This window comes from Rhodospirillales bacterium, assembly GCA_018666775.1.
In the GTDB taxonomy this organism is placed as follows: Bacteria; Pseudomonadota; Alphaproteobacteria; order SMXQ01; family SMXQ01; genus JABIXC01.
Genome location: JABIXC010000007.1, coordinates 220,505 through 238,818, shown reverse-complemented (window position 1 = coordinate 238,818; position 18,314 = coordinate 220,505). Strand labels below are relative to the sequence as shown.

The 18,314-nt window shown below is 53.7% G+C and carries 19 protein-coding genes and 1 riboswitch; of the genes, 15 read left to right on the top strand and 4 right to left on the bottom strand.

Annotated elements, in window-relative coordinates:
* The first annotated feature begins 5 nt into the window (after window positions 1-5).
* The 10 genes from ctaD to HOJ08_03325 all read left to right on the top strand — a co-directional run bounded on the left by ctaD (window position 6) and on the right by HOJ08_03325 (window position 10,101).
* The gene (gene ctaD / locus HOJ08_03370; protein MBT5672480.1) at window positions 6-1,586 is read left to right on the top strand and encodes a cytochrome c oxidase subunit I; all 1,581 of its coding nucleotides are present in this window, start codon (window positions 6-8) and stop codon (window positions 1,584-1,586) included.
* Window positions 1,529-2,560 carry a protoheme IX farnesyltransferase gene (locus HOJ08_03365; GenBank protein ID MBT5672479.1) on the top strand — a complete coding sequence of 344 codons (1,032 nt, stop codon included), beginning with the start codon at window positions 1,529-1,531 and terminating at the stop codon, window positions 2,558-2,560. Before ctaD ends, HOJ08_03365 begins: the two co-directional genes overlap by 58 nt.
* Before the next feature lie 130 nt (window positions 2,561-2,690).
* A complete protein-coding gene (locus HOJ08_03360; GenBank protein MBT5672478.1) occupies window positions 2,691-3,278 on the top strand; it encodes a cytochrome c oxidase assembly protein in 588 nt (195 codons plus the stop codon).
* A gap of 48 nt (window positions 3,279-3,326) precedes the next feature.
* Window positions 3,327-4,124, top strand: coding sequence for a cytochrome c oxidase subunit 3 (locus tag HOJ08_03355; GenBank protein ID MBT5672477.1), 798 nt, complete (start codon window positions 3,327-3,329; stop codon window positions 4,122-4,124).
* A 32-nt stretch (window positions 4,125-4,156) separates the two neighbouring features.
* Window positions 4,157-4,522, top strand: a complete 366-nt coding sequence (locus tag HOJ08_03350; GenBank protein ID MBT5672476.1) for a DUF983 domain-containing protein — start codon at window positions 4,157-4,159, stop codon at window positions 4,520-4,522.
* Window positions 4,515-5,258 (top strand): SURF1 family protein, encoded by a 744-nt coding sequence (locus HOJ08_03345; protein ID MBT5672475.1) that lies wholly within the window; start codon window positions 4,515-4,517, stop codon window positions 5,256-5,258. Before HOJ08_03350 ends, HOJ08_03345 begins: the two co-directional genes overlap by 8 nt.
* Window positions 5,258-6,754 carry a carboxypeptidase M32 gene (locus HOJ08_03340; GenBank protein MBT5672474.1) on the top strand — a complete coding sequence of 499 codons (1,497 nt, stop codon included), beginning with the start codon at window positions 5,258-5,260 and terminating at the stop codon, window positions 6,752-6,754. Before HOJ08_03345 ends, HOJ08_03340 begins: the two co-directional genes overlap by 1 nt.
* Window positions 6,755-6,817: 63 nt before the next feature.
* A complete protein-coding gene (locus tag HOJ08_03335; GenBank protein MBT5672473.1) occupies window positions 6,818-8,233 on the top strand; it encodes a threonine synthase in 1,416 nt (471 codons plus the stop codon).
* On the top strand, window positions 8,230-9,474 hold the full coding sequence (locus tag HOJ08_03330; protein MBT5672472.1) for an insulinase family protein: 1,245 nt from the start codon (window positions 8,230-8,232) through the stop codon (window positions 9,472-9,474). Before HOJ08_03335 ends, HOJ08_03330 begins: the two co-directional genes overlap by 4 nt.
* Window positions 9,475-9,477: 3 nt before the next feature.
* Window positions 9,478-10,101 (top strand): GNAT family N-acetyltransferase, encoded by a 624-nt coding sequence (locus tag HOJ08_03325; GenBank protein ID MBT5672471.1) that lies wholly within the window; start codon window positions 9,478-9,480, stop codon window positions 10,099-10,101.
* 11 nt (window positions 10,102-10,112) lie between these two features.
* Here the strand turns inward: HOJ08_03325 and HOJ08_03320 are convergent, their stop codons facing one another.
* Entirely contained in the window at window positions 10,113-10,697 is a 585-nt protein-coding gene (locus HOJ08_03320; GenBank protein MBT5672470.1) for a YqgE/AlgH family protein, read from the bottom strand.
* 140 nt (window positions 10,698-10,837) lie between these two features.
* Here HOJ08_03320 and HOJ08_03315 point away from each other — a divergent pair, with 140 nt between their 5' ends.
* Complete coding sequence (locus HOJ08_03315; protein MBT5672469.1) at window positions 10,838-12,829, top strand: disulfide bond formation protein DsbD; 1,992 nt, start codon at window positions 10,838-10,840, stop codon at window positions 12,827-12,829.
* Between the two features lie 83 nt (window positions 12,830-12,912).
* Window positions 12,913-13,395 (top strand): peroxiredoxin, encoded by a 483-nt coding sequence (locus tag HOJ08_03310; GenBank protein MBT5672468.1) that lies wholly within the window; start codon window positions 12,913-12,915, stop codon window positions 13,393-13,395.
* Window positions 13,396-13,414: 19 nt separating this feature from the next.
* Here HOJ08_03310 and rnhA read toward each other — a convergent pair whose 3' ends face one another.
* From rnhA to ispH, 3 genes are read right to left on the bottom strand one after another with little or no spacing between them, the layout of a single operon-like run.
* Complete coding sequence (gene rnhA / locus HOJ08_03305) at window positions 13,415-13,885, bottom strand: ribonuclease HI (protein MBT5672467.1); 471 nt, start codon at window positions 13,883-13,885, stop codon at window positions 13,415-13,417.
* Window positions 13,878-14,843 carry a homoserine kinase gene (locus HOJ08_03300; GenBank protein ID MBT5672466.1) on the bottom strand — a complete coding sequence of 322 codons (966 nt, stop codon included), beginning with the start codon at window positions 14,841-14,843 and terminating at the stop codon, window positions 13,878-13,880. Before HOJ08_03300 ends, rnhA begins: the two co-directional genes overlap by 8 nt.
* A 34-nt stretch (window positions 14,844-14,877) precedes the next feature.
* Complete coding sequence (ispH, locus tag HOJ08_03295) at window positions 14,878-15,843, bottom strand: 4-hydroxy-3-methylbut-2-enyl diphosphate reductase (GenBank protein MBT5672465.1); 966 nt, start codon at window positions 15,841-15,843, stop codon at window positions 14,878-14,880.
* A 123-nt stretch (window positions 15,844-15,966) separates the two neighbouring features.
* Here ispH and HOJ08_03290 point away from each other — a divergent pair, with 123 nt between their 5' ends.
* From HOJ08_03290 to gcvT, 3 genes are all read left to right on the top strand, one after another.
* Window positions 15,967-16,206, top strand: a complete 240-nt coding sequence (locus HOJ08_03290; GenBank protein ID MBT5672464.1) for a CDGSH iron-sulfur domain-containing protein — start codon at window positions 15,967-15,969, stop codon at window positions 16,204-16,206.
* Window positions 16,193-16,810, top strand: a complete 618-nt coding sequence (locus HOJ08_03285) for a hypothetical protein (GenBank protein ID MBT5672463.1) — start codon at window positions 16,193-16,195, stop codon at window positions 16,808-16,810. The genes HOJ08_03290 and HOJ08_03285 overlap by 14 nt, the downstream gene beginning before the upstream one ends.
* A 96-nt stretch (window positions 16,811-16,906) precedes the next feature.
* Window positions 16,907-17,009, top strand: a riboswitch (glycine riboswitch).
* A 193-nt stretch (window positions 17,010-17,202) separates the two neighbouring features.
* Window positions 17,203-18,312: a glycine cleavage system aminomethyltransferase GcvT gene (gcvT, locus tag HOJ08_03280; GenBank protein ID MBT5672462.1), complete on the top strand. Its 1,110-nt coding sequence runs from the start codon at window positions 17,203-17,205 to the stop codon at window positions 18,310-18,312.
* The last annotated feature ends 2 nt before the right edge of the window (window positions 18,313-18,314 follow it).

Here is an 18,314-nt window from a genome sequence, read left to right as displayed (position 1 = left end):
CGGCAATGACCGCAGAGACGATGACCCACGACGATCACAAACCTCACGGGATTACCCGGTGGTTGTTTTCTACCAATCACAAAGACATCGGTACCATGTACCTGATCTTCGCCATTGTGGCGGGGCTACTGGGTGGTGCCATGTCGATCCTGTTTCGGATGGAACTGGCCGTGCCGGGCGCCCAAATTCTGGGTGGCGACAACCAGTTCTTTAACGTTCTGATTACTGGCCACGGCCTTATCATGGTGTTCTTCATGGTGATGCCAGCCTTGATCGGTGGCTTCGGTAACTGGTTTGTGCCCTTGATGATCGGCGCGCCGGATATGGCGTTTCCGCGCATGAACAATATCAGCTTCTGGCTGTTGATCCCCTCAGCACTGCTTCTCATCGGTTCTACGATGGTTGATGGCGGTGCCGGTACCGGTTGGACGGTTTATGCGCCGCTCTCAACCGCTGGCTCACCGGGGGCTGCTGTGGATATGGCTATTCTCAGTCTTCATTTGGCGGGTGCATCGTCCATTCTGGGCGCCATTAATTTTATCACCACCATCTTCAATATGCGCGCACCAGGCATGACCCTGCACAAGATGCCATTGTTCGTATGGTCGGTGTTGGTGACAGCCTTTTTGTTGCTGTTGTCGCTGCCAGTTCTGGCCGGTGCCATTACCATGCTGCTGACGGATCGTAACTTCGGGACCACCTTCTTTGCGCCTGAAGGCGGCGGTGACCCATTGTTGTATCAGCATCTGTTCTGGTTCTTTGGCCATCCGGAAGTCTACATCCTGATCTTGCCGGGTTTTGGCATTGTCTCTCAGGTGATTTCCACGTTCTCCAAAAAGCCTGTCTTTGGCTATCTGGGCATGGCGTATGCCATGGTTGCGATTGGCTTCGTTGGCTTCATCGTTTGGGCCCATCACATGTATACGGTGGGTATGGATGTTGACACCCGTGCCTATTTTGTCGCGGCGACCATGGTCATTGCGGTGCCCACGGGGGTTAAAATCTTTAGCTGGATTGCCACCATGTGGGGCGGCTCTATTGAGTTCAAGACACCCATGATCTTCGCACTGGGGATGATCTTCCTGTTTACAGTGGGTGGGGTTACCGGTGTGGTTCTGGCCAATGCCGGTGTGGATATTGCCCTGCATGACACGTATTACGTGGTTGGGCATTTCCATTACACCATGTCCATGGGGGCAATGTTCTCCATCTTTGCGGGCTTCTATTACTGGCTGCCAAAGATGAGCGGACGCCCTTATTCGGAAACCCTGGGCAAGCTGCATTTCTGGCTGTTGTTCATTGGTGTGAACTTGACATTCTTCCCGATGCACTTCTTGGGGTTGGCGGGTATGCCACGACGCATTCCTGACTATCCAGATGCCTTCGCCGGGTGGAATATGGTTGTTTCTATTGGTGCCTATATCTCGGGCTTTGCCACGCTGGTGTTCTTGCTCCTGCTGTACAAGATGTTCAAATCCAAGGAAACAGTTGCAGACAGCCCTTGGGGCGAAGGTGCAACGACCCTTGAATGGACGGTTCCCTCACCGGCACCGTTCCACACCCACGAAACCCTGCCCCGGCTTTAGGCCAGCGCAGGAATAAAGGAAACACGGTGTCTCAGACGGCCCTGCCACCTGAACTGTATACCGCCGACAATGGTGTTGTGGGGGAGGCCCCCATGATGCCTGCGGTTGGGGACTACGTGGCTTTGTTAAAGCCCCGGGTTATGTCTCTGGTGGTGTTTACAGGGCTTGCCGGTTTGGTTTTGGCACCGGGCAACCTGCATCCGGTATTGGCGTTGATCGCATTGCTTTGCATTGCCGTCGGTGCCGGTGCCAGCGGTGCCATCAATATGTGGTTCGACCGCGATATTGATGCGGGCATGACCCGGACCCGGGAACGCCCAATCCCTGCAGGACGGATGGCCCCGGGCGAAGCCCTTGGTTTCGGCATCACCCTTGCTGTTGGGTCCGTGGCCATTATGGGCATTGGGGTTAACTGGGTGGCGGCGGCTTTGTTGGCGCTGACCATCGGGTTTTATGTGTTTGTCTACACCATGTGGCTGAAGCGCAGCACACCCCAGAACATCGTTATTGGTGGTGCATCCGGTGCCTTTCCCCCAATGATCGGCTGGGCCGCCGTGACGGGAGATGTTACGTGGATGCCGGTCATTATGTTTTCGATCATCTTCTTGTGGACGCCCCCGCATTTTTGGGCTCTGGCGCTTTACAAGGCAGATGAATACGCAAAAGTTGGCGTCCCCATGTTGCCTGTTGTCGCAGGACCGCGCGCAACGAAACGCCAAATGGTTTTCTATTCGCTGCTTTTGGTTCCGGTGACCATCCTGCCCTGGTCGTTGGGATATTCCGGAATGCTTTATGGCATTTCAGCGTCTGTCTTGGGCCTTGTCTTTATCGTAGGCGCCTTTCGGGTGATGTTTGCATCGAAAGATTACAGCGACGCTGCTGCGAAGGCGTTGTTTGCATATTCAATTTTGTACCTGTTCTTGCTGTTTGCCGTCCTGATGGCCGATGGCATGTTGATGAATGGGGGTTTGTAATGGCGGATCAAAACACACCCAACAAAAACCTTCGCGCGCGCAATCTTGCCCTTATGGGTGTGTTGGCCGGGATGGTTGTCTTGTTCTACGTGTTGACCATCGTTCGTATGGGCGGGGCGGGGTCTAACTAATGGGGCTTCGGAACAACAATCGTATCGTCGCTACAATTGCTGTTGGCGTGGTGGCATCTATGGTGGGGCTTTCCTTTGCAGCAGTGCCCCTGTATCGGTTGTTTTGTCAGGTTACCGGTTATGGCGGCACGACCCAGATTGCGAAAACCAACAAGCCCGTTTTGAATAAATCTGCACGCAGCGTTGACGTCACCTTGGTGAGCAATGTCAACGCGCGGCTGCCATGGTCTTTCACACCATTGCAAAACAAGGTGCATCTAAAGCTCGGCGAAGAAACCCTGGCGTATTACCGGGCAAAGAATCTGAGCAATGTTCCCGTTACCGGGGTTGCGACCTTTAATGTGACACCGCACAAGGCGGGGCCATATTTTATCAAGGTCGCGTGTTTCTGTTTTACGGAACAGACCTTGCAGCCCGGCCAAACTGTTGACATGCCGGTTGCGTTTTACGTCGATCCAGAAATTGTGAATGATCGCAAGCTGGATGACGTCAGTGATATTGCGCTTTCGTATACATTTTTTCGTGCGCCCAATAAGGATGCCAAAAAAGTTTCCGGCATTCCTGGCGGGATACGGAATACTTATTAAATCAACTTGAACCTGTTTTAGTGACGTGAGGAATTAGGGGTAAAAAATATGGCCGATACACACGCAAACCATCCCTACCATATGGTCCAGCCAAGCCCATGGCCGATTTTAGGTGCGGGCTCCGCATTTATAATAGCGGTGGGTGCCATCATGTATATGCATGAAGGTGGTCCATGGGTCTTTTTCGCAGGGCTGGCAGCCCTTCTGTTCGTTGCCTTCCGCTGGTGGGTAGACGTGGTGCACGAAGGCGAAGTCGAAGGCCACCATAGTGCGGTGGTGCGGATTGGGCTTCGCTACGGGATGGCACTGTTCATTGCTTCCGAAGTGATGTTCTTTTCGGCCTTTTTCTGGGCCTTCTTCACCGCCAGCCTGTATCCAACGGCTGCGATCGGGGGCGTCTGGCCACCGAAGGGTGTTGAAGTGTTTAACCCCTGGGATTTGCCCTTCCTGAACACGCTTATCTTGCTGACATCTGGTGTGACCCTGACCTGGGCCCATCATGCCCTGATCAAGGACAATCGCCGTCATTTGATTATGGGGCTGGTCTTGACCATTGCCCTTGGCATGTTGTTTACGGCTATTCAGGCCTATGAATATTCGCATGCAGCCTTTGGCTTTGAAGATGGGATTTATTCCACAACCTTCTACATGGCCACCGGGTTCCATGGCTTCCATGTCATCGTCGGGACCATCTTCTTGATGGTTTGTTTGGTCCGGTCCATTAAGGGACATTTCAAACCTGAACACCATGTTGGGTTCGAAGCCGCCGCTTGGTATTGGCATTTTGTTGATGTGGTTTGGCTGTTCTTGTTCTTCTGCATTTACTGGTGGGGCGGCGCTGCCTAAAGACACTCTGATGGAGGGACACCGTGGCTGACTTGAAACCTGCGGTGTCCACTTCTCCCTTCTTGGCTGGGTTTTTTTGCCGTTGCCCAAATTGTGGTAAGGGCCCGTTGTTTGACGGTTATCTGACAGTGACAGAGGCTTGTTCCACATGTGGGGAAAACTTGTCTGCCCATGAACAGGGCGACGGGCCAGCCGTTTTCGTCATTATGATTCTAGGCTTTTTGGTCGTGGGGCTTGCGGTTTTCGTCGAGTTTCGCTTTCATCCACCAATCTGGGTCCATTGGATCATATGGCCACCTTTTATTTTGGTGGCTGCAATGGGTATGCTTCGCCCCTTAAAGGGGCTTATGGTTGGGACACATTTTCATCATCGCAGAGAGGAACGCGAACGTGACTGAAGGCTCTTCCATAACATCTGCGGTGTGGCGTTGGCCTAGCATAACCGCATGGATCTGTTTCGCGATTGCCCTTGGCATTTTATTGATGTTTGGCAGTTGGCAGATGGATCGGCTGGTGTGGAAGCGCGATCTGCTGGATCGTGTGACAACCCGCATGGCGGCGACCCCTATGGCGCTTGGCGCACGCATTAAGGATGTGAAGGGCACCGATTACCGACGGGTCAAGGTTACGGGAAAATTTCGCCACGATAAGGAGATTTATCTGGCAGCGCGCCTATGGCGCGGCAAGGTCGGCGTTCATGTTATTACGCCGTTAATTCGCGATGGATTGCCCCCGGTTCTGGTTAATCGGGGTTGGGTGCCACAGGCAAACAAAGACCCAAAAACCCGCGCATCAGGACAGGTTTCAGGCACGGTTAGCGTCACGGGTATTGCCCGGGGAGACGCCATAAAACGGATGTTCACCCCCGATAACACCCCCGCCACTGGTTTCTGGATGACATACGATACCCATGCCATGGGCAGCCATATGGGCATTGGGGTGCCGCTTCCCATGGTGGTTGAAGTCAGTGGTGATAAGACTGCCCCTAAATCCACGCTGCCCCGGGCCGGGGTGACGCGGATTAATTTTCGCAATGACCATCTGCAATACGCCATCACCTGGTTTGCATTGGCCATGGTCTTGATTGTCATTTTCGGCATCTATCACCGTGAAAAGAAAGCCCCCGTTCCGTAATGGCCGCCAAATCGCCCTACGCAGAACTGGAAGCGCGGTTTGAGCGGGTTTCAAAACTGTCTGACGGGGCGGGCATGTTGCAATGGGATATGGCCACCATGATGCCCGAAGGTGGGGCCAATGCGCGGGCCGGGCAATTGTCGACCCTCAAAGTATTGATCCACGAAACCCTGACCAGCCCGGACATTGCTGATTTTCTTGACGCAGCAGAGGCGGATCGCGCGCTGGACCCATGGCAGCAGGCAAATTTGCGGGAAATGCGCACGCGCTGGATCAGGGCATCAGCCATAGATGCGCGTTTGGTGGAAAGCCTTTCGGGTGCTGGTTCTCGCTGTGAAATGCTGTGGCGCGAAGCCAAGGATACATCTAATTACGCCCTTGTTCTGCCCGCCCTGACAGAGGTCCATGGTCTGGTCGTGGAAATGGCCGATGTTTTGGGATCGGCCCTTGGCCTTGATCCCTATGATGCATTGCTGGACGAATTTGAACCCGGTGGCCGGGCCGCATTGATTGAGCCGATATTCGATGATTTGGCTGAATTCTTGCCAGGCTTCATCGATGATGTTTTGGCCCGCCAACATGCTAGCCCGCCACCCTTGGCCCTGACCGGCCCGTTCCCCATTGAACCGCAACGCGCCCTTTGCAGGCATTTGATGGGAGCCATGGGGTTTGATTTCAGCCATGGCCGGTTGGATGAAAGCCATCATCCGTTCTGTGGTGGTGTGCCCGAAGACATCCGCATCACCACGCGTTATTCAGAAGATGATTTTATGCCCGCCATCATGGGCGTGCTCCATGAAACCGGTCACGCCCTGTATGACCAGGGCCTGCCCGCCAAATGGCGTCACCAACCGGTGGGGAGTGCGCGCGGCATGGTGCTCCATGAAAGCCAATCGTTGATCATGGAAATGCAGGCATGCCGGGGGGCAGACTTTATCGCCTTTGCAGCACCGTTGATGGCCGAAGCATTTGGGGGCACGGGGCCAGCTTGGGAACCTGAAAATATTCATCGCCATTATGTGCGGGTAGAACGCGGCATGATCCGGGTTGATGCAGATGAGGCGACCTATCCCGCCCATGTGATCTTGCGGTTTCGGATGGAACGGGCACTTTTGTCTGGCGATCTTGCGCTGAAAGACCTGCCCGATGCCTGGAACGAAGAAATGGGCAAATTATTGGGGGTGACCCCTAAAAATGATGGCGAAGGCTGTTTGCAAGACATCCACTGGTATGACGGGGCCTGGGGCTATTTCCCAACCTATACCTTGGGGGCCATGGCGGCGGCGCAGTTGTTTGCAGCCGCCAACCGCGCCCACCCAGAAATCGCTAAAGCTTTATCAAAAGGTGATTTTTCGCTCCTGCTTGACTGGCTGCGCAAAAATGTCCATGAACGGGCATCGTTTGAGACCACCGATGACGTGTTAACCCGTGCCACCGGCGCGCCTTTGGGGGCGCAAGCCTTCAAAACCCATTTGGCTTCCCGCTATCTTGCCTGAAAGCATAGGCGCGGGTAGTCTCTAGACCGATTTATCCCCAATGTACGGGGCGGAGAAAAAGCTTTGCGTTATATTTCTACCAGGGGATCTGCCCCCGATCTTGATTTCACCGATGCCATGTTGGCGGGGCTGGCCCGTGACGGGGGACTTTATGTGCCCGAATCCTGGCCCGTTATGCGCGCGGGCGATATGTCGGCACTGGCGGGGCTGGACTATGCCGAGGTGGCATTGCGGGTGACGCAGCCGTTTATTGGTGATTCCATCAATAAAGAAACCTATGGCGATATCGTCGCTGAGACGTATAAAAAATTCACCCATGCGGCCGTGGCGCCCATGAAGGAATTGGAACCAGACCTGTGGTTGATGGAACTGTTCCACGGCCCTACCCTGGCATTCAAAGACTACGCCATGCAGTTGTTGGGCAATCTGTTTAACCATGCGCTGACAACGCGCGGGCAACGGGTGACCATCATCGGGGCCACATCAGGCGATACCGGGTCTGCGGCCATTGATGCCATGCAGGGCCGCGATGCCATCGATATTTTTGTGCTCTATCCCAATGGCCGGGTGTCAGAGGTGCAGCGTCGCCAGATGACCTGTATCGATGCCCCCAATGTCCATGCCATTGCCATTGATGGCACCTTTGATGATTGTCAGGCCTTGTTAAAGGCCATGTTCAACGACACTAAATTTCGCGACGACATTTCTATGTCGGGGGTGAATTCCATCAACTGGGCGCGTATTTTGGGCCAATTGGTTTATTACTTCGTGGCCGGGGCCGCCCTTGGGGCACCAGACCGGAAGCTGGCTTTTTCGGTGCCCACGGGAAATTTTGGCAATATCTATGCGGGCTATGTGGCGCGCGCCATGGGCCTGCCCATTGAAAAACTGGTTCTGGCAACCAATGCCAACGATATTATGTCGCACCTGATTAACACCGGCGTCATGACATTGGGTGATGTGCACCCCTCCCTTGCCCCCAGCATGGATATTCAAGTGGCCTCAAATTTTGAACGGTTCCTGTTTGATCTTTTGGATCGCAATGGATCACGGGTGGCCCAACAAATGGCCAAATTTACCGATACCGGGGAATTGGCTTTGGATGAAAAAGGCTGGGCCGAAGCAAAATCGGTGTTCACGGGCTTTCGGTTGGATGATGCGGGCGTGTTGGATGAAATCCGTGCGACCTATGCGGCAACCGGTGAATTATTGGACCCCCATTCGGCCATTGCTGTGGCCGGTGCCAGGTCCAAGCGCAAAGATGGGACCCTTTCCATGGATATCCCCGTGGTCTCTTTGGCGACGGCCCATCCTGCAAAATTCCCCGATGCTGTGGAAAAAGCGACGGGTATTACGCCGCCATTGCCGCCCCATATGGCAGATTTATACGAACGTGTTGAACGCTTTCAGGTGCTGCCCGCTGATTTGGGCGGCGTGCAGGAATTTGTTCGCCAAACCCTGAAGGGCACAAAAGCATGAGCATTGAAATCAGTACCCTGTCCAGTGGCCTGAAGGTGGTCAGCGACAGGATGGATCATGTCGAAACCGCCGCCATTGGGGTTTGGGTTGGTACCGGCGCCAGAGACGAGGGTGCGGGTGTAAACGGTGTTTCCCATATGCTGGAACATATGGCGTTTAAGGGAACCAAACGCCGTTCATCCCAGGACATCGTGGATGAAGTTGAAACCGTGGGCGGCCAGATCAACGCGTATACATCCCGGGAAAATACGGCCTATTACCTGCGGGTGATGAGCGACGACATGCCAATGGCGGTCGATATTTTGTCCGATATTTTGCTCAATTCCACGTTCGAAGCAGAAGAGCTGGAACGGGAACGGGCGGTGGTGATCCAGGAAATCGGCCAATGTGCAGACACCCCCGATGATATGATTTTTGACTATTTTCAGGAAACGGCCTATCCAGCCCAGGCTTTGGGCCGCTCCATCCTTGGCACTGCAGATGGCATCAAAGCCATGACCCGGGAAACGATTTCAGGTTATATGTCCGATCATTATGGCGCTGATCGCATGGTTTTGGTGGCATCGGGCAAGGTGGACCACGAAGCCTTTGTCAGGTTGGCCGAAGATGCTTTTGCGGGGCTATCACCAAAGGCCAAAATTGACACCGAACCCGGCCGGTATAAGGGCGGGCGGCATGTGGTTAATCGTGATCTGGAACAATTGCATTTGGTTCTTGGGTTTGATGGCATTCCGTATGGTGATCCCGATTATTACGTCAATGGGGTGTTGTCTTCGATTTTGGGCGGCGGCATGTCTTCGCGGTTGTTTCAGGAAATTCGTGAAAAGCGGGGCCTTGTTTATTCCATCTATTCCTTTGCCGCGGCCTATCGTGATACCGGGTTGTTTGGCATTTATGCGGGCACTGGCGGTGACAAAGTGTCAGAGCTTTTGCCGGTGGTGCGCGATGAGTTGGCACGTATTGGTGAAAAAATTGACGAGCATGAAATTTCCCGTTCCCGTGCCCAATTGAAGGCGGGGCTTTTGATGGCACTGGAAAATACCCGTGCCCGAGCTGAGCGCCTGGGGCAGCATATTCTGGTTTATGGCCGACCTTTAAGCGTTGAAGAAATCGTTGAAAAAATTGATGCCGTGGATGGCGAGGCCATTAATCGGGTGGCCCAGCGGTTGTTTTCTGGTCCCCAAACCTTGGCCGCCCTTGGCCCGACAAGCCAGCTTGAGGCGATGGAGCCCGCGGAGTAGAACATGTTTGATATCTTTCGCGCATCACCCAAATTGCCTGTTGATGAACGGATAGATGGCCAGTCTATTTTTATTCGCCCCCCCCATGATGATGATTGGCAGGAATGGGCAACCCTTCGTGAACGCTCAAAGGATTTTCTGGTGCCGTGGGAGCCAAAATGGACCCGTGACAGCCATAGCCGGTCAACGTATCGCCGTCGCTTGGGGTATTACGCCGAAGAATGGGAATCGGGGTATGGCTATGCCTTTTTCATTTTTTCTCGCGACAATGAAAGATTATGTGGGGGCATTACCCTTTCCGGCGTGCGACGCGGCATTGCCCAGACGGGGACCCTTGGGTATTGGGTGGGTGAACCCTTTGCCCGCCAGGGCGTGATGACCGATGCTTTGGGATGCATCAAGGAATTCTTCTTCGAACACCTTTATATGCATCGACTGGAAGCGGCGTGCCTGCCCAGAAATGAAGCCAGTTGCAGGGTTTTAGAGAAAGCGGGATTTAGAAAAGAGGGCCTGGCGCCAAAATATCTGAAGATCAATGGCGTCTGGGAAGACCATTCCCTGTATGCGATTCTGGTCGAAGAAGCAGCAGCACAAAAAGCACAGAAGGCCCAAAAGAGCCTAAAATAATTGATACCCGGTTATGCGTGTCCGGCTTCCCCTGACAGGGTGATGGCGCTGACACCAATTTTGGCCAGTGCCTTTTCCCATTTTCTGGATACATCGGTATTAAACAAAAGCTCTTTGTCTGCGGTAACATTAAGCCATCCATTTTCCTGGATTTCACGGTCAAGCTGTCCCGGTCCCCATCCGGCGTAACCCAGGGCCAGAAGGCTCTGGTTTGGCCCTTCGCCGCCGGCAATGGCGCGGATGATCTCAATGGTTGCCGTCATGGCAATGGTGTCATCGACAAGCAGGGTTGAATCCTGGACGTAGTCGGCAGAATGCAAAACAAAGCCCCGGCCCGTTTCAACGGGGCCTCCGAACATGACCTGGATCGGGTCGTTGTGTTCGGATGCATCTATTTCCAGTTGTTCCAGAAGTTTGGGGAAGGTAATGGAATCGATGGCCTGATTGATCACAAGCCCCATGGCGCCGTCTTCGGTGTGGGCACAGATATAAATGACGGCCTGGGCAAAACGGGGGTCTGCCATTTGGGGCATGGCAATCAGGAATTGCCCCTTTAAATAACCGTCTGGATTTTGTTTTTCGTTTTCGTCTTCCATGGTTCCAACTTCGCTATGATGAGGCCCAAAAACAAGGGTATCATAACAATGAATTGATCGAAGGTGACCCAACTTTGGCCAAAAATGGTCTAAAAAGGTGTCAGATTCTCTGATTTGAATAAACAGGATTTCATAACCCATTGTTTAAAAAGATAATTTTGTGGTCATGGGGCGGCATTTTGGCTTTTTGCGCGATTTATGCGCCCGCCCTTCAGGCTGAGCCATTTTCTTCCAATTGGGTCAAAACCGATCAGTCATCGGTGCGCCTGATTGCCGGGCAAACGCATTTGGGGCCCGATGGGAAAGCAGCCCTTGGGCTGCAATTTCGGATGCTGCCGGGCTGGAAAGTTTATTGGCGTTCTCCCGGCGATGCCGGTGTGCCGCCCCGGATCAACTGGACGGGATCGAAAAATTTCAAAGATGGGACGGTTCATTGGCCCCTGCCGGAACGCTATTCGCTTTTTGGGCTGACGACGTTCGTCTATAGCAATGATGTAATTTTGCCCATCGATTTTAGGGCCCATGATGCAAACTCGCCGGCCGTGCTGCGGGCGAAAGTTTCGTATTTGATCTGTGAAAAGGTCTGCATTCCTTATGATGCGACCCTGTCTCTGGTCTTACCAAGTGCCAAAGTATCGCCCGGTGCCACACCGCATAGGGATGATTTGGCACGGTATCGAGCGCGTGTGCCAAAAATTGCCAATGCCCAAAATTCATCTTCGATGGCATTTTCCATCAAGGGTGCATCTATTATTACATCAAAAAAAGATACGCAAAAAACGTCTGTGCTGGAGTTTTTGGCAGCAAACCGCACGCGTTTCAGTGATCCATTGGTGCTGGTCGAAGGTCCGCCGAGTTTGCGGTTTGGCACACCCGGGGTGAGCTTTTCCAATGACCGGAAAACAGCGCTGGTCCGCGTTCCAATTTTTGCAGCTGGGGGCAATTTTCCAAAGGCCCCGGTCTTAACCCTGACATTGGGCGATCAAGGCAACGCGGTTGAGCAAACTGTTTCACCGCCAATGCGATCCGGGATCAATGGGGCTTCAAATGCCGGAACCGGAATGGCATTGCTGTTAATTTTGGGCATCGCCTTTTTAGGCGGCCTGATTCTCAACCTCATGCCGTGTGTGTTGCCGGTTCTTTCCATGAAAGTTCTGTCCGTCGTGGGCCACGGCGGGGGTGATGCATTCCAGGTACGCCGTGGATTTTTGGCAACATCGGCCGGGATCATTTTTTCATTCATGGTGCTGGCGGGTGGCGCCATTGCCCTTAAAAGTGCGGGTGCGGCAGTCGGCTGGGGCACCCAGTTTCAAGAGCCGTGGTTTCTGGGCGCAATGATGGTCGTTCTAGGCCTGTTTGCGGCCAATCTTTTTGGCTTGTTTGAAATTCGCCTACCGGGATTCATTGGCACCATGGCGGGGAATGATGGCGGGGGTGGCAAAAGTTTAAGCGGCGCCTTTGCCACAGGCGCATTTGCGACCCTTTTGGCAACGCCCTGTTCAGCGCCCTTTCTTGGAACTGCCATAGGCTTCGCCCTGACCCAGGGAACGGTTGAGATCATGGCGGTGTTTGCAATGCTGGGCCTTGGATTGGCGACACCCTATCTGATGGTGGCTGCATGGCCGGGGCTGGCCACCAGCCTGCCGCGTCCGGGTTCATGGATGGGTGGATTGCGAAAGACCTTAGGCGTGGCATTGATCCTGACGGCGGTATGGCTGGGGTCTATTTTATGGACCCTGATCAGTCCCCCCGGCCACCAGACCCAAGCCCCTGAAAAAATTGCCTGGAAGGCATTTGATAAGGTCGAGATTTTCAATCTGATCGGGGCAGGCAAGGTGGTTTTTGTCGATGTGACGGCAGATTGGTGCCTGACGTGCAAGGTCAACAAGGCTTTGGTCATTGATCGCGGTAGGGTCGGCCATCATCTTGGGGTCGGCAATGTCGTTGCCATGCGGGCAGATTGGACCCGGCCAAATCCTGAAATTTCGGCTTATTTACAACGGTTTGGCCGTTTTGGCATTCCGTTTAATGTGGTTTATGGCCCAGGTAGACCATCGGGCATTGCCCTGCCCGAACTTTTGACCGAAGCCCGGGTGATGGATGCCTTTACCCGTGCGGGCTTAAAAAAATAATCTCTGTTAAATGTGTTTGTATTTGCGCCAAAATTTTGCGAAACATTCGCAGTTGATAATCATTCACACATCAGGAGAGCCCCATGACCATCAAAGTCGGCGAAAAAATACCTTCCCTATCCCTTCAACAGAAAACCGCAGATGGAATTGAACAGGTTTCCACGGACGAATTTTTCAAAGGCCGCAAGGTGGTTATTTTTGCCCTCCCCGGGGCATTTACCCCCACCTGTTCAGCCAAACATCTGCCCGGGTTCATCAAAAATGCTGATGCTATTAAGGCCAAAGGTGTCGATGAAATTGCATGTGTTTCCGTGAACGATGCCTTTGTCATGGATGCATGGGGCACGTCCCAGAATGCAGGAGACGCGGTTGCGATGTTGGCCGATGGCTCCGCCATTTTTGCAAATGAACTGGGTCTTGGTCTTGATCTGGTGTCCAAGGGCATGGGCCCGCGTTCACAACGCTATGCCATGATTGTCGATGATGGCACGGTCAGTGTTCTTAATGTGGAAGAAGCGGGTGCCTTTGATGTATCTAGCGCAGAAGCGATCCTGGCCGCCCTTTAACATCTAAAAACGTTCTGAATTAGCGCCGGGGCACACCGTCCCGGGCTAATTCATCGGCGCGTTCGTTTTCCACGTGTCCGTCATGGCCCCGGACCCAATGCCATTCGACGCTATGTTTGTTGGCGGCATCTTCCAGCCGCTGCCAAAGATCAGCATTTTTCACCGGCTTTTTTGCAGCAGTCTTCCAGCCGTTGCGTTTCCAATTGGTGATCCATTTGGTAATGCCATTGCGCACATACTGGCTATCGGTGTGTACGCGAACCTTGACCGGGCGGGTCAGGCTTTCAAGGCTCATGATGGCGGCCATTAATTCCATACGATTGTTGGTGGTCTCAGGTTCGCCACCATTCATTTCTTTTTCGGTGCGGCCCCAGCGCAGAAGCGCGCCCCAACCGCCGGGGCCGGGATTGCCTGAACATGCCCCATCGGTAAAGATATCAAGGACGCCGTCATCGTCTTTTTCGGAAAAATCCAGGGTGTTATCAGCCATCAAGCCCATACGCTCCGGGCCCGGACAGCCTTTGATGAAACCGCAATTTGCTCAAATATTCTTTGGGGTCTTTGGCCGTGACCATGGCGCCTTCGGGATGGTTGATCCAGTCATAAAGACGGGTCAGTAAAAACCGCATGGCCGCCCCCCGGGCCAGCCAGGTCAACGCCGCCAGTTCCGATGCAACAAGGGGGCGCAGCTTTTGATATCCCTGAAACATGTGGCGGGCCTTGGTGATGTTAAAGCTGTTGTCTTTTTCAAAGCACCAGGCATTCAGACAAATGGCGAGATCGTAGGCATAGGAATCGGTGCAGGAAAAATAGAAATCAATGAAGCCCGAAAAATCTTTGCCAAGAAAAAATACGTTGTCCGGAAAAAGATCAGCATGAATGATGCCGTGCGGCAGGCCTTCAGGCCAATTGGCTTCCAGCGCATCCAGTTCTGTCATGATTTCATCGCCGAGCCCCTTCGAAATATCATCGACGTTTGCGCTGATCTGGTTAAACAAGGGCCGCCATTGGGCAAGCCCAAGATCGTTGCTTCGGGTCTGGGTGAAGGCTTCGCTGGCCAGATGCATTTGGGCCATGGCCTTGCCAAGGGCTGCGGTGTGATAGGGCTGGATACGCCGTGGCCAAACGCCATTCAGGAAACTGACAATGGCGGCTGGCCGTCCTGCCAGGGTCTTCAGCGCTTTCCCATCACGGCCATGAACCGGGGTGGGGCAGGCAAAGTCTGATGCTGCCAGATGATCCATCAGGTCCAGAAAAAAGGGCAGGTCTTCCTTTTTTGTCCTTTTTTCATACAGGGTCAGGATGAAGTTGCCTTGATCGGTCTGGAGCAGAAAATTGGAATTTTCCACGCCTTCCGCAATGCCTTTATACGATAACAATTGCCCCAAATCGTATTGGGTCAAAAACGCACTCAGCTCATCATCATTGACTTCTGTATACACTGCCATAATCAGACAAACCCTTGTTTCAACTGGATTTTACTTAATCTTCTAGTCCCTTGGGCAGGGAAAAAACAACGTCTTCCTGTCTGACGGTAACGTCTTCAATGCGCAACTGAAAGCGCATAGACAAGGTTTCGATCACTTCTTGTACCAGAACTTCTGGTGCCGATGCACCTGCCGTTATGCCAAGGGTCTGCACGTCTTCAAAATCATCCCAGTCAATGTCGGATGCCCGCTCAATCAACACCGATTTTTTGCATCCATAATTCCGGGCAACTTCGACCAGTCGATTGGAATTTGATGAATTGGGGGCACCGATGACCAGCAACGCATCGGCCTTCGGTGCGATGGCCCGCACTGCATCCTGACGATTGGTGGTGGCGTAACAGATATCGGCCTTGTTGGGCGCAATCATGGCCGGGAAACGACGCTCAAGTACCTCGATGATGGTGGCGGCATCATCGACGGACAGGGTGGTTTGGGTGACATAGGCAAGGCTGGTTTCATCGGCCACGTTGACGGTTTCGGCCTGTTCTATGTTTTCCACCAAGGTCATGGCATCGACGGGGACTTGGCCCATGGTGCCGATCACCTCTGGGTGATCCTTGTGGCCAATCAACAGCACATGACGGCCTTGGCCGTGGTGGTGTTGGGTTTCGTTGTGAACCTTGTTGACTAGAGGGCAGGTGGCATCCAGAAATTCCAGACCCCGTGCCTCTGCTTCTTTGACGACGGGCCGCGCAACCCCGTGGGCCGAAAAAATGGCAACGGCTTGGCTGGGAATTTGGGAAACCTCATCGACAAAAACCGCACCTTTGGCTTCAAGCTCTTCAACCACATGGCGGTTGTGGACGATTTCATGGCGAACATAAACCGGCTCTTCGCGCTGGCGCAAGACGGCCTCAACCATCTGAATGGCCCGTTCAACCCCGGCGCAATAGCCCCGGGGATTGGCCAGAAGAACCAGCAATGGTGGCTTTTGCTGCGATGATGGGGTATTCGCCATAGCGTCCTTAATGGGTTTCTGTATGAATTCCTGATGTTTCGCCTTTAAATCAAGCAGGAATGAGCTATTTTTACAAATAACCGGGTCAGATAAACATAGCTGTTGGAACAAGGGAAGCATGGAATGGCTGAACCAGAAACGCCAAGAAAAAACTATTACCAAGTCGATCTAGAGGCAGGCGTGGAATACCAGTGGTGCGCCTGTGGGCGTTCCAAAGCACAGCCTTTCTGTGATGGTTCCCATGAAGGTACCGAATTCCAGCCTAAACCCGTGAAAGTGGCGGAATCCATGCGGCTTTATCTTTGCGGGTGCAAGCGCACAACCGATGCACCCTATTGTGATGGCAGCCATGTTGCGCTTTAGGCCGGGACTGGTTGTGGCCTTATTGGCCGTGATCGGGCTGCTTGGTGCCTGTGGGATACTCGGGTCCAAAAAGCCCCCGCCACCGTGTCCAAAGATTGTGATTTTGAAAGATGCGGGCAAGGTCACGAAATTTCGGCCCGGTGCAGGTCGGGATCTCTCAGACCTGTTGTATGAAGCGCGGCTCCATGAAATTGCGACCAAGTGCAAATACAACCGCAAAAAACGTGAGGTGCAGGTGGACATGCACCTGACCATTGTGGCCCGGCGTGGCCCTGCGGATGAGACGCGGCACGCAAAAATGCAATATTTTATCGCCATTATGGACCCGGAACGGAACATCCTTGCCAAGGAAGTGTTCGATGCAGACCTGGTGTTCCCGGTCAATGTCGATAAGGGTTCCATCACGGAAAGTCTGGATCAGGTCATTCCCTTCTCCGCTTACTATCCCGATGCCAGCAAATACGTCATCTTGGGGGGCTTCCAGATCGGTTCCGGAGAGCTTGACCTAAACCGCAAGAAACGGCGGCTTAACTTGCCGGGACGGTTGCCGGAGGGGGCCATGGCGCCCGGGGCCTCACATCCTGATGGACAATATCCGCGTTAAAGAATACAGCCATGATTCCTTGTGGATAACTTGTCCGCCGTGGTTGACCCGAGCGGGCGGGCGGGTAAGATGCCCCGTATTGTTTAGAATCGTCAAATGATCCCTGTGGGAGAGACCGGTTTGGGCCGAAAGGTCAAAGGCCGGCGCCGAAGGAGCAACAGCCTCGGAAACTCTCAGGCAAATGGACCGCAGGGATGTGACACTCTGGAAAGCAGGCAACGCAACCGTTGTCTCACCGAAGATGTAAGCCGAATTTTGCGGTGAATCTTTCAGGTTCCAAGACAGAGGGGGCAGTGGGCGGACGGGCCTTGGGGAAAGTGGTTCCCGATGGGCTTGGCTGTAGACTGCGCGCAACCTTTGGATGGGAGATTTAGGTGTCGAATGACGTGGCTGTGGGCGCCGAAACTGCCCTTTCCAGAACCTGCCTTTATGATCTGCATGTTGAACTGGGTGCCAAAATGGTGCCGTTCGCGGGCTATGAAATGCCCGTGCAATACCCCATGGGGATTATGAAAGAACACCTTCACACCCGCACCTACGCCGGGCTGTTTGACGTGTCACACATGGGCCAGGCGATGCTTGCGGGCAAAGATGCGGTCAGGGTTCTGGAATCTCTGGTGCCGGGTGACATTGAAATTTTAAAACCATCACGCATGCGCTACACCATGTTGACCAATGATCAGGGCACCATCATCGATGATCTGATGGTGACGAAAATGGATGATGGCTATCTTTTGGTTCTGAATGCCGGGTGCAAGCACACAGACATGGCCCATATCACAAAACATCTGAGCGGGGATGCGACCATCACTTTGATGGAAGATCGCGCGTTGCTGGCCCTTCAGGGCCCCCGTGCGGTGGATGTTCTGGCTCAATTTATTCCCGGTGTCGGATCCATGAAATTCATGACCGCCCAACGGGTAGAGGTGTGTGGTGGCGATTGTTATGTTTCCCGGTCTGGCTACACCGGCGAAGACGGGTTTGAAATTTCTGTCCCCAACTCAATTGCCGAAGCCTTTGCAAAGCGCCTTTTGAAATCCCCTGAAACAGCGCCCATTGGTTTGGGGGCGCGTGATACCCTGCGTCTTGAAGCGGGACTTTGCCTGTATGGCCATGACATTGATCTGGACACCAGCCCCATTGAAGCGGGTCTGAACTGGACCATCAGCAAGCGCCGCCGCAGTGCAGGCGGCTTTCCAGGCTTTGACCGCATTGGCAAAGAACTTGAACATGGCCCCGCCCGCAAGCGTGTGGGCATCCTGCCAGATGGCCGCGCCCCGGCGCGCGACGGCACAGAAATCGTCGCTACCGATGGGCGCGTCATCGGGACCATCACATCGGGTGGGTTTGGGCCAACACTTGGCGGGCCTATTGCCATGGGATACGTCGAAGCCGAATTTACAGCCCAAGACACGCCATTGTTGCTGCGGGTTCGGGGTCGGGACGTGGCTGCCCGTGTGGTAGCACTGCCTTTTGTAGAACATCATTATTTCAAAGCCTGATC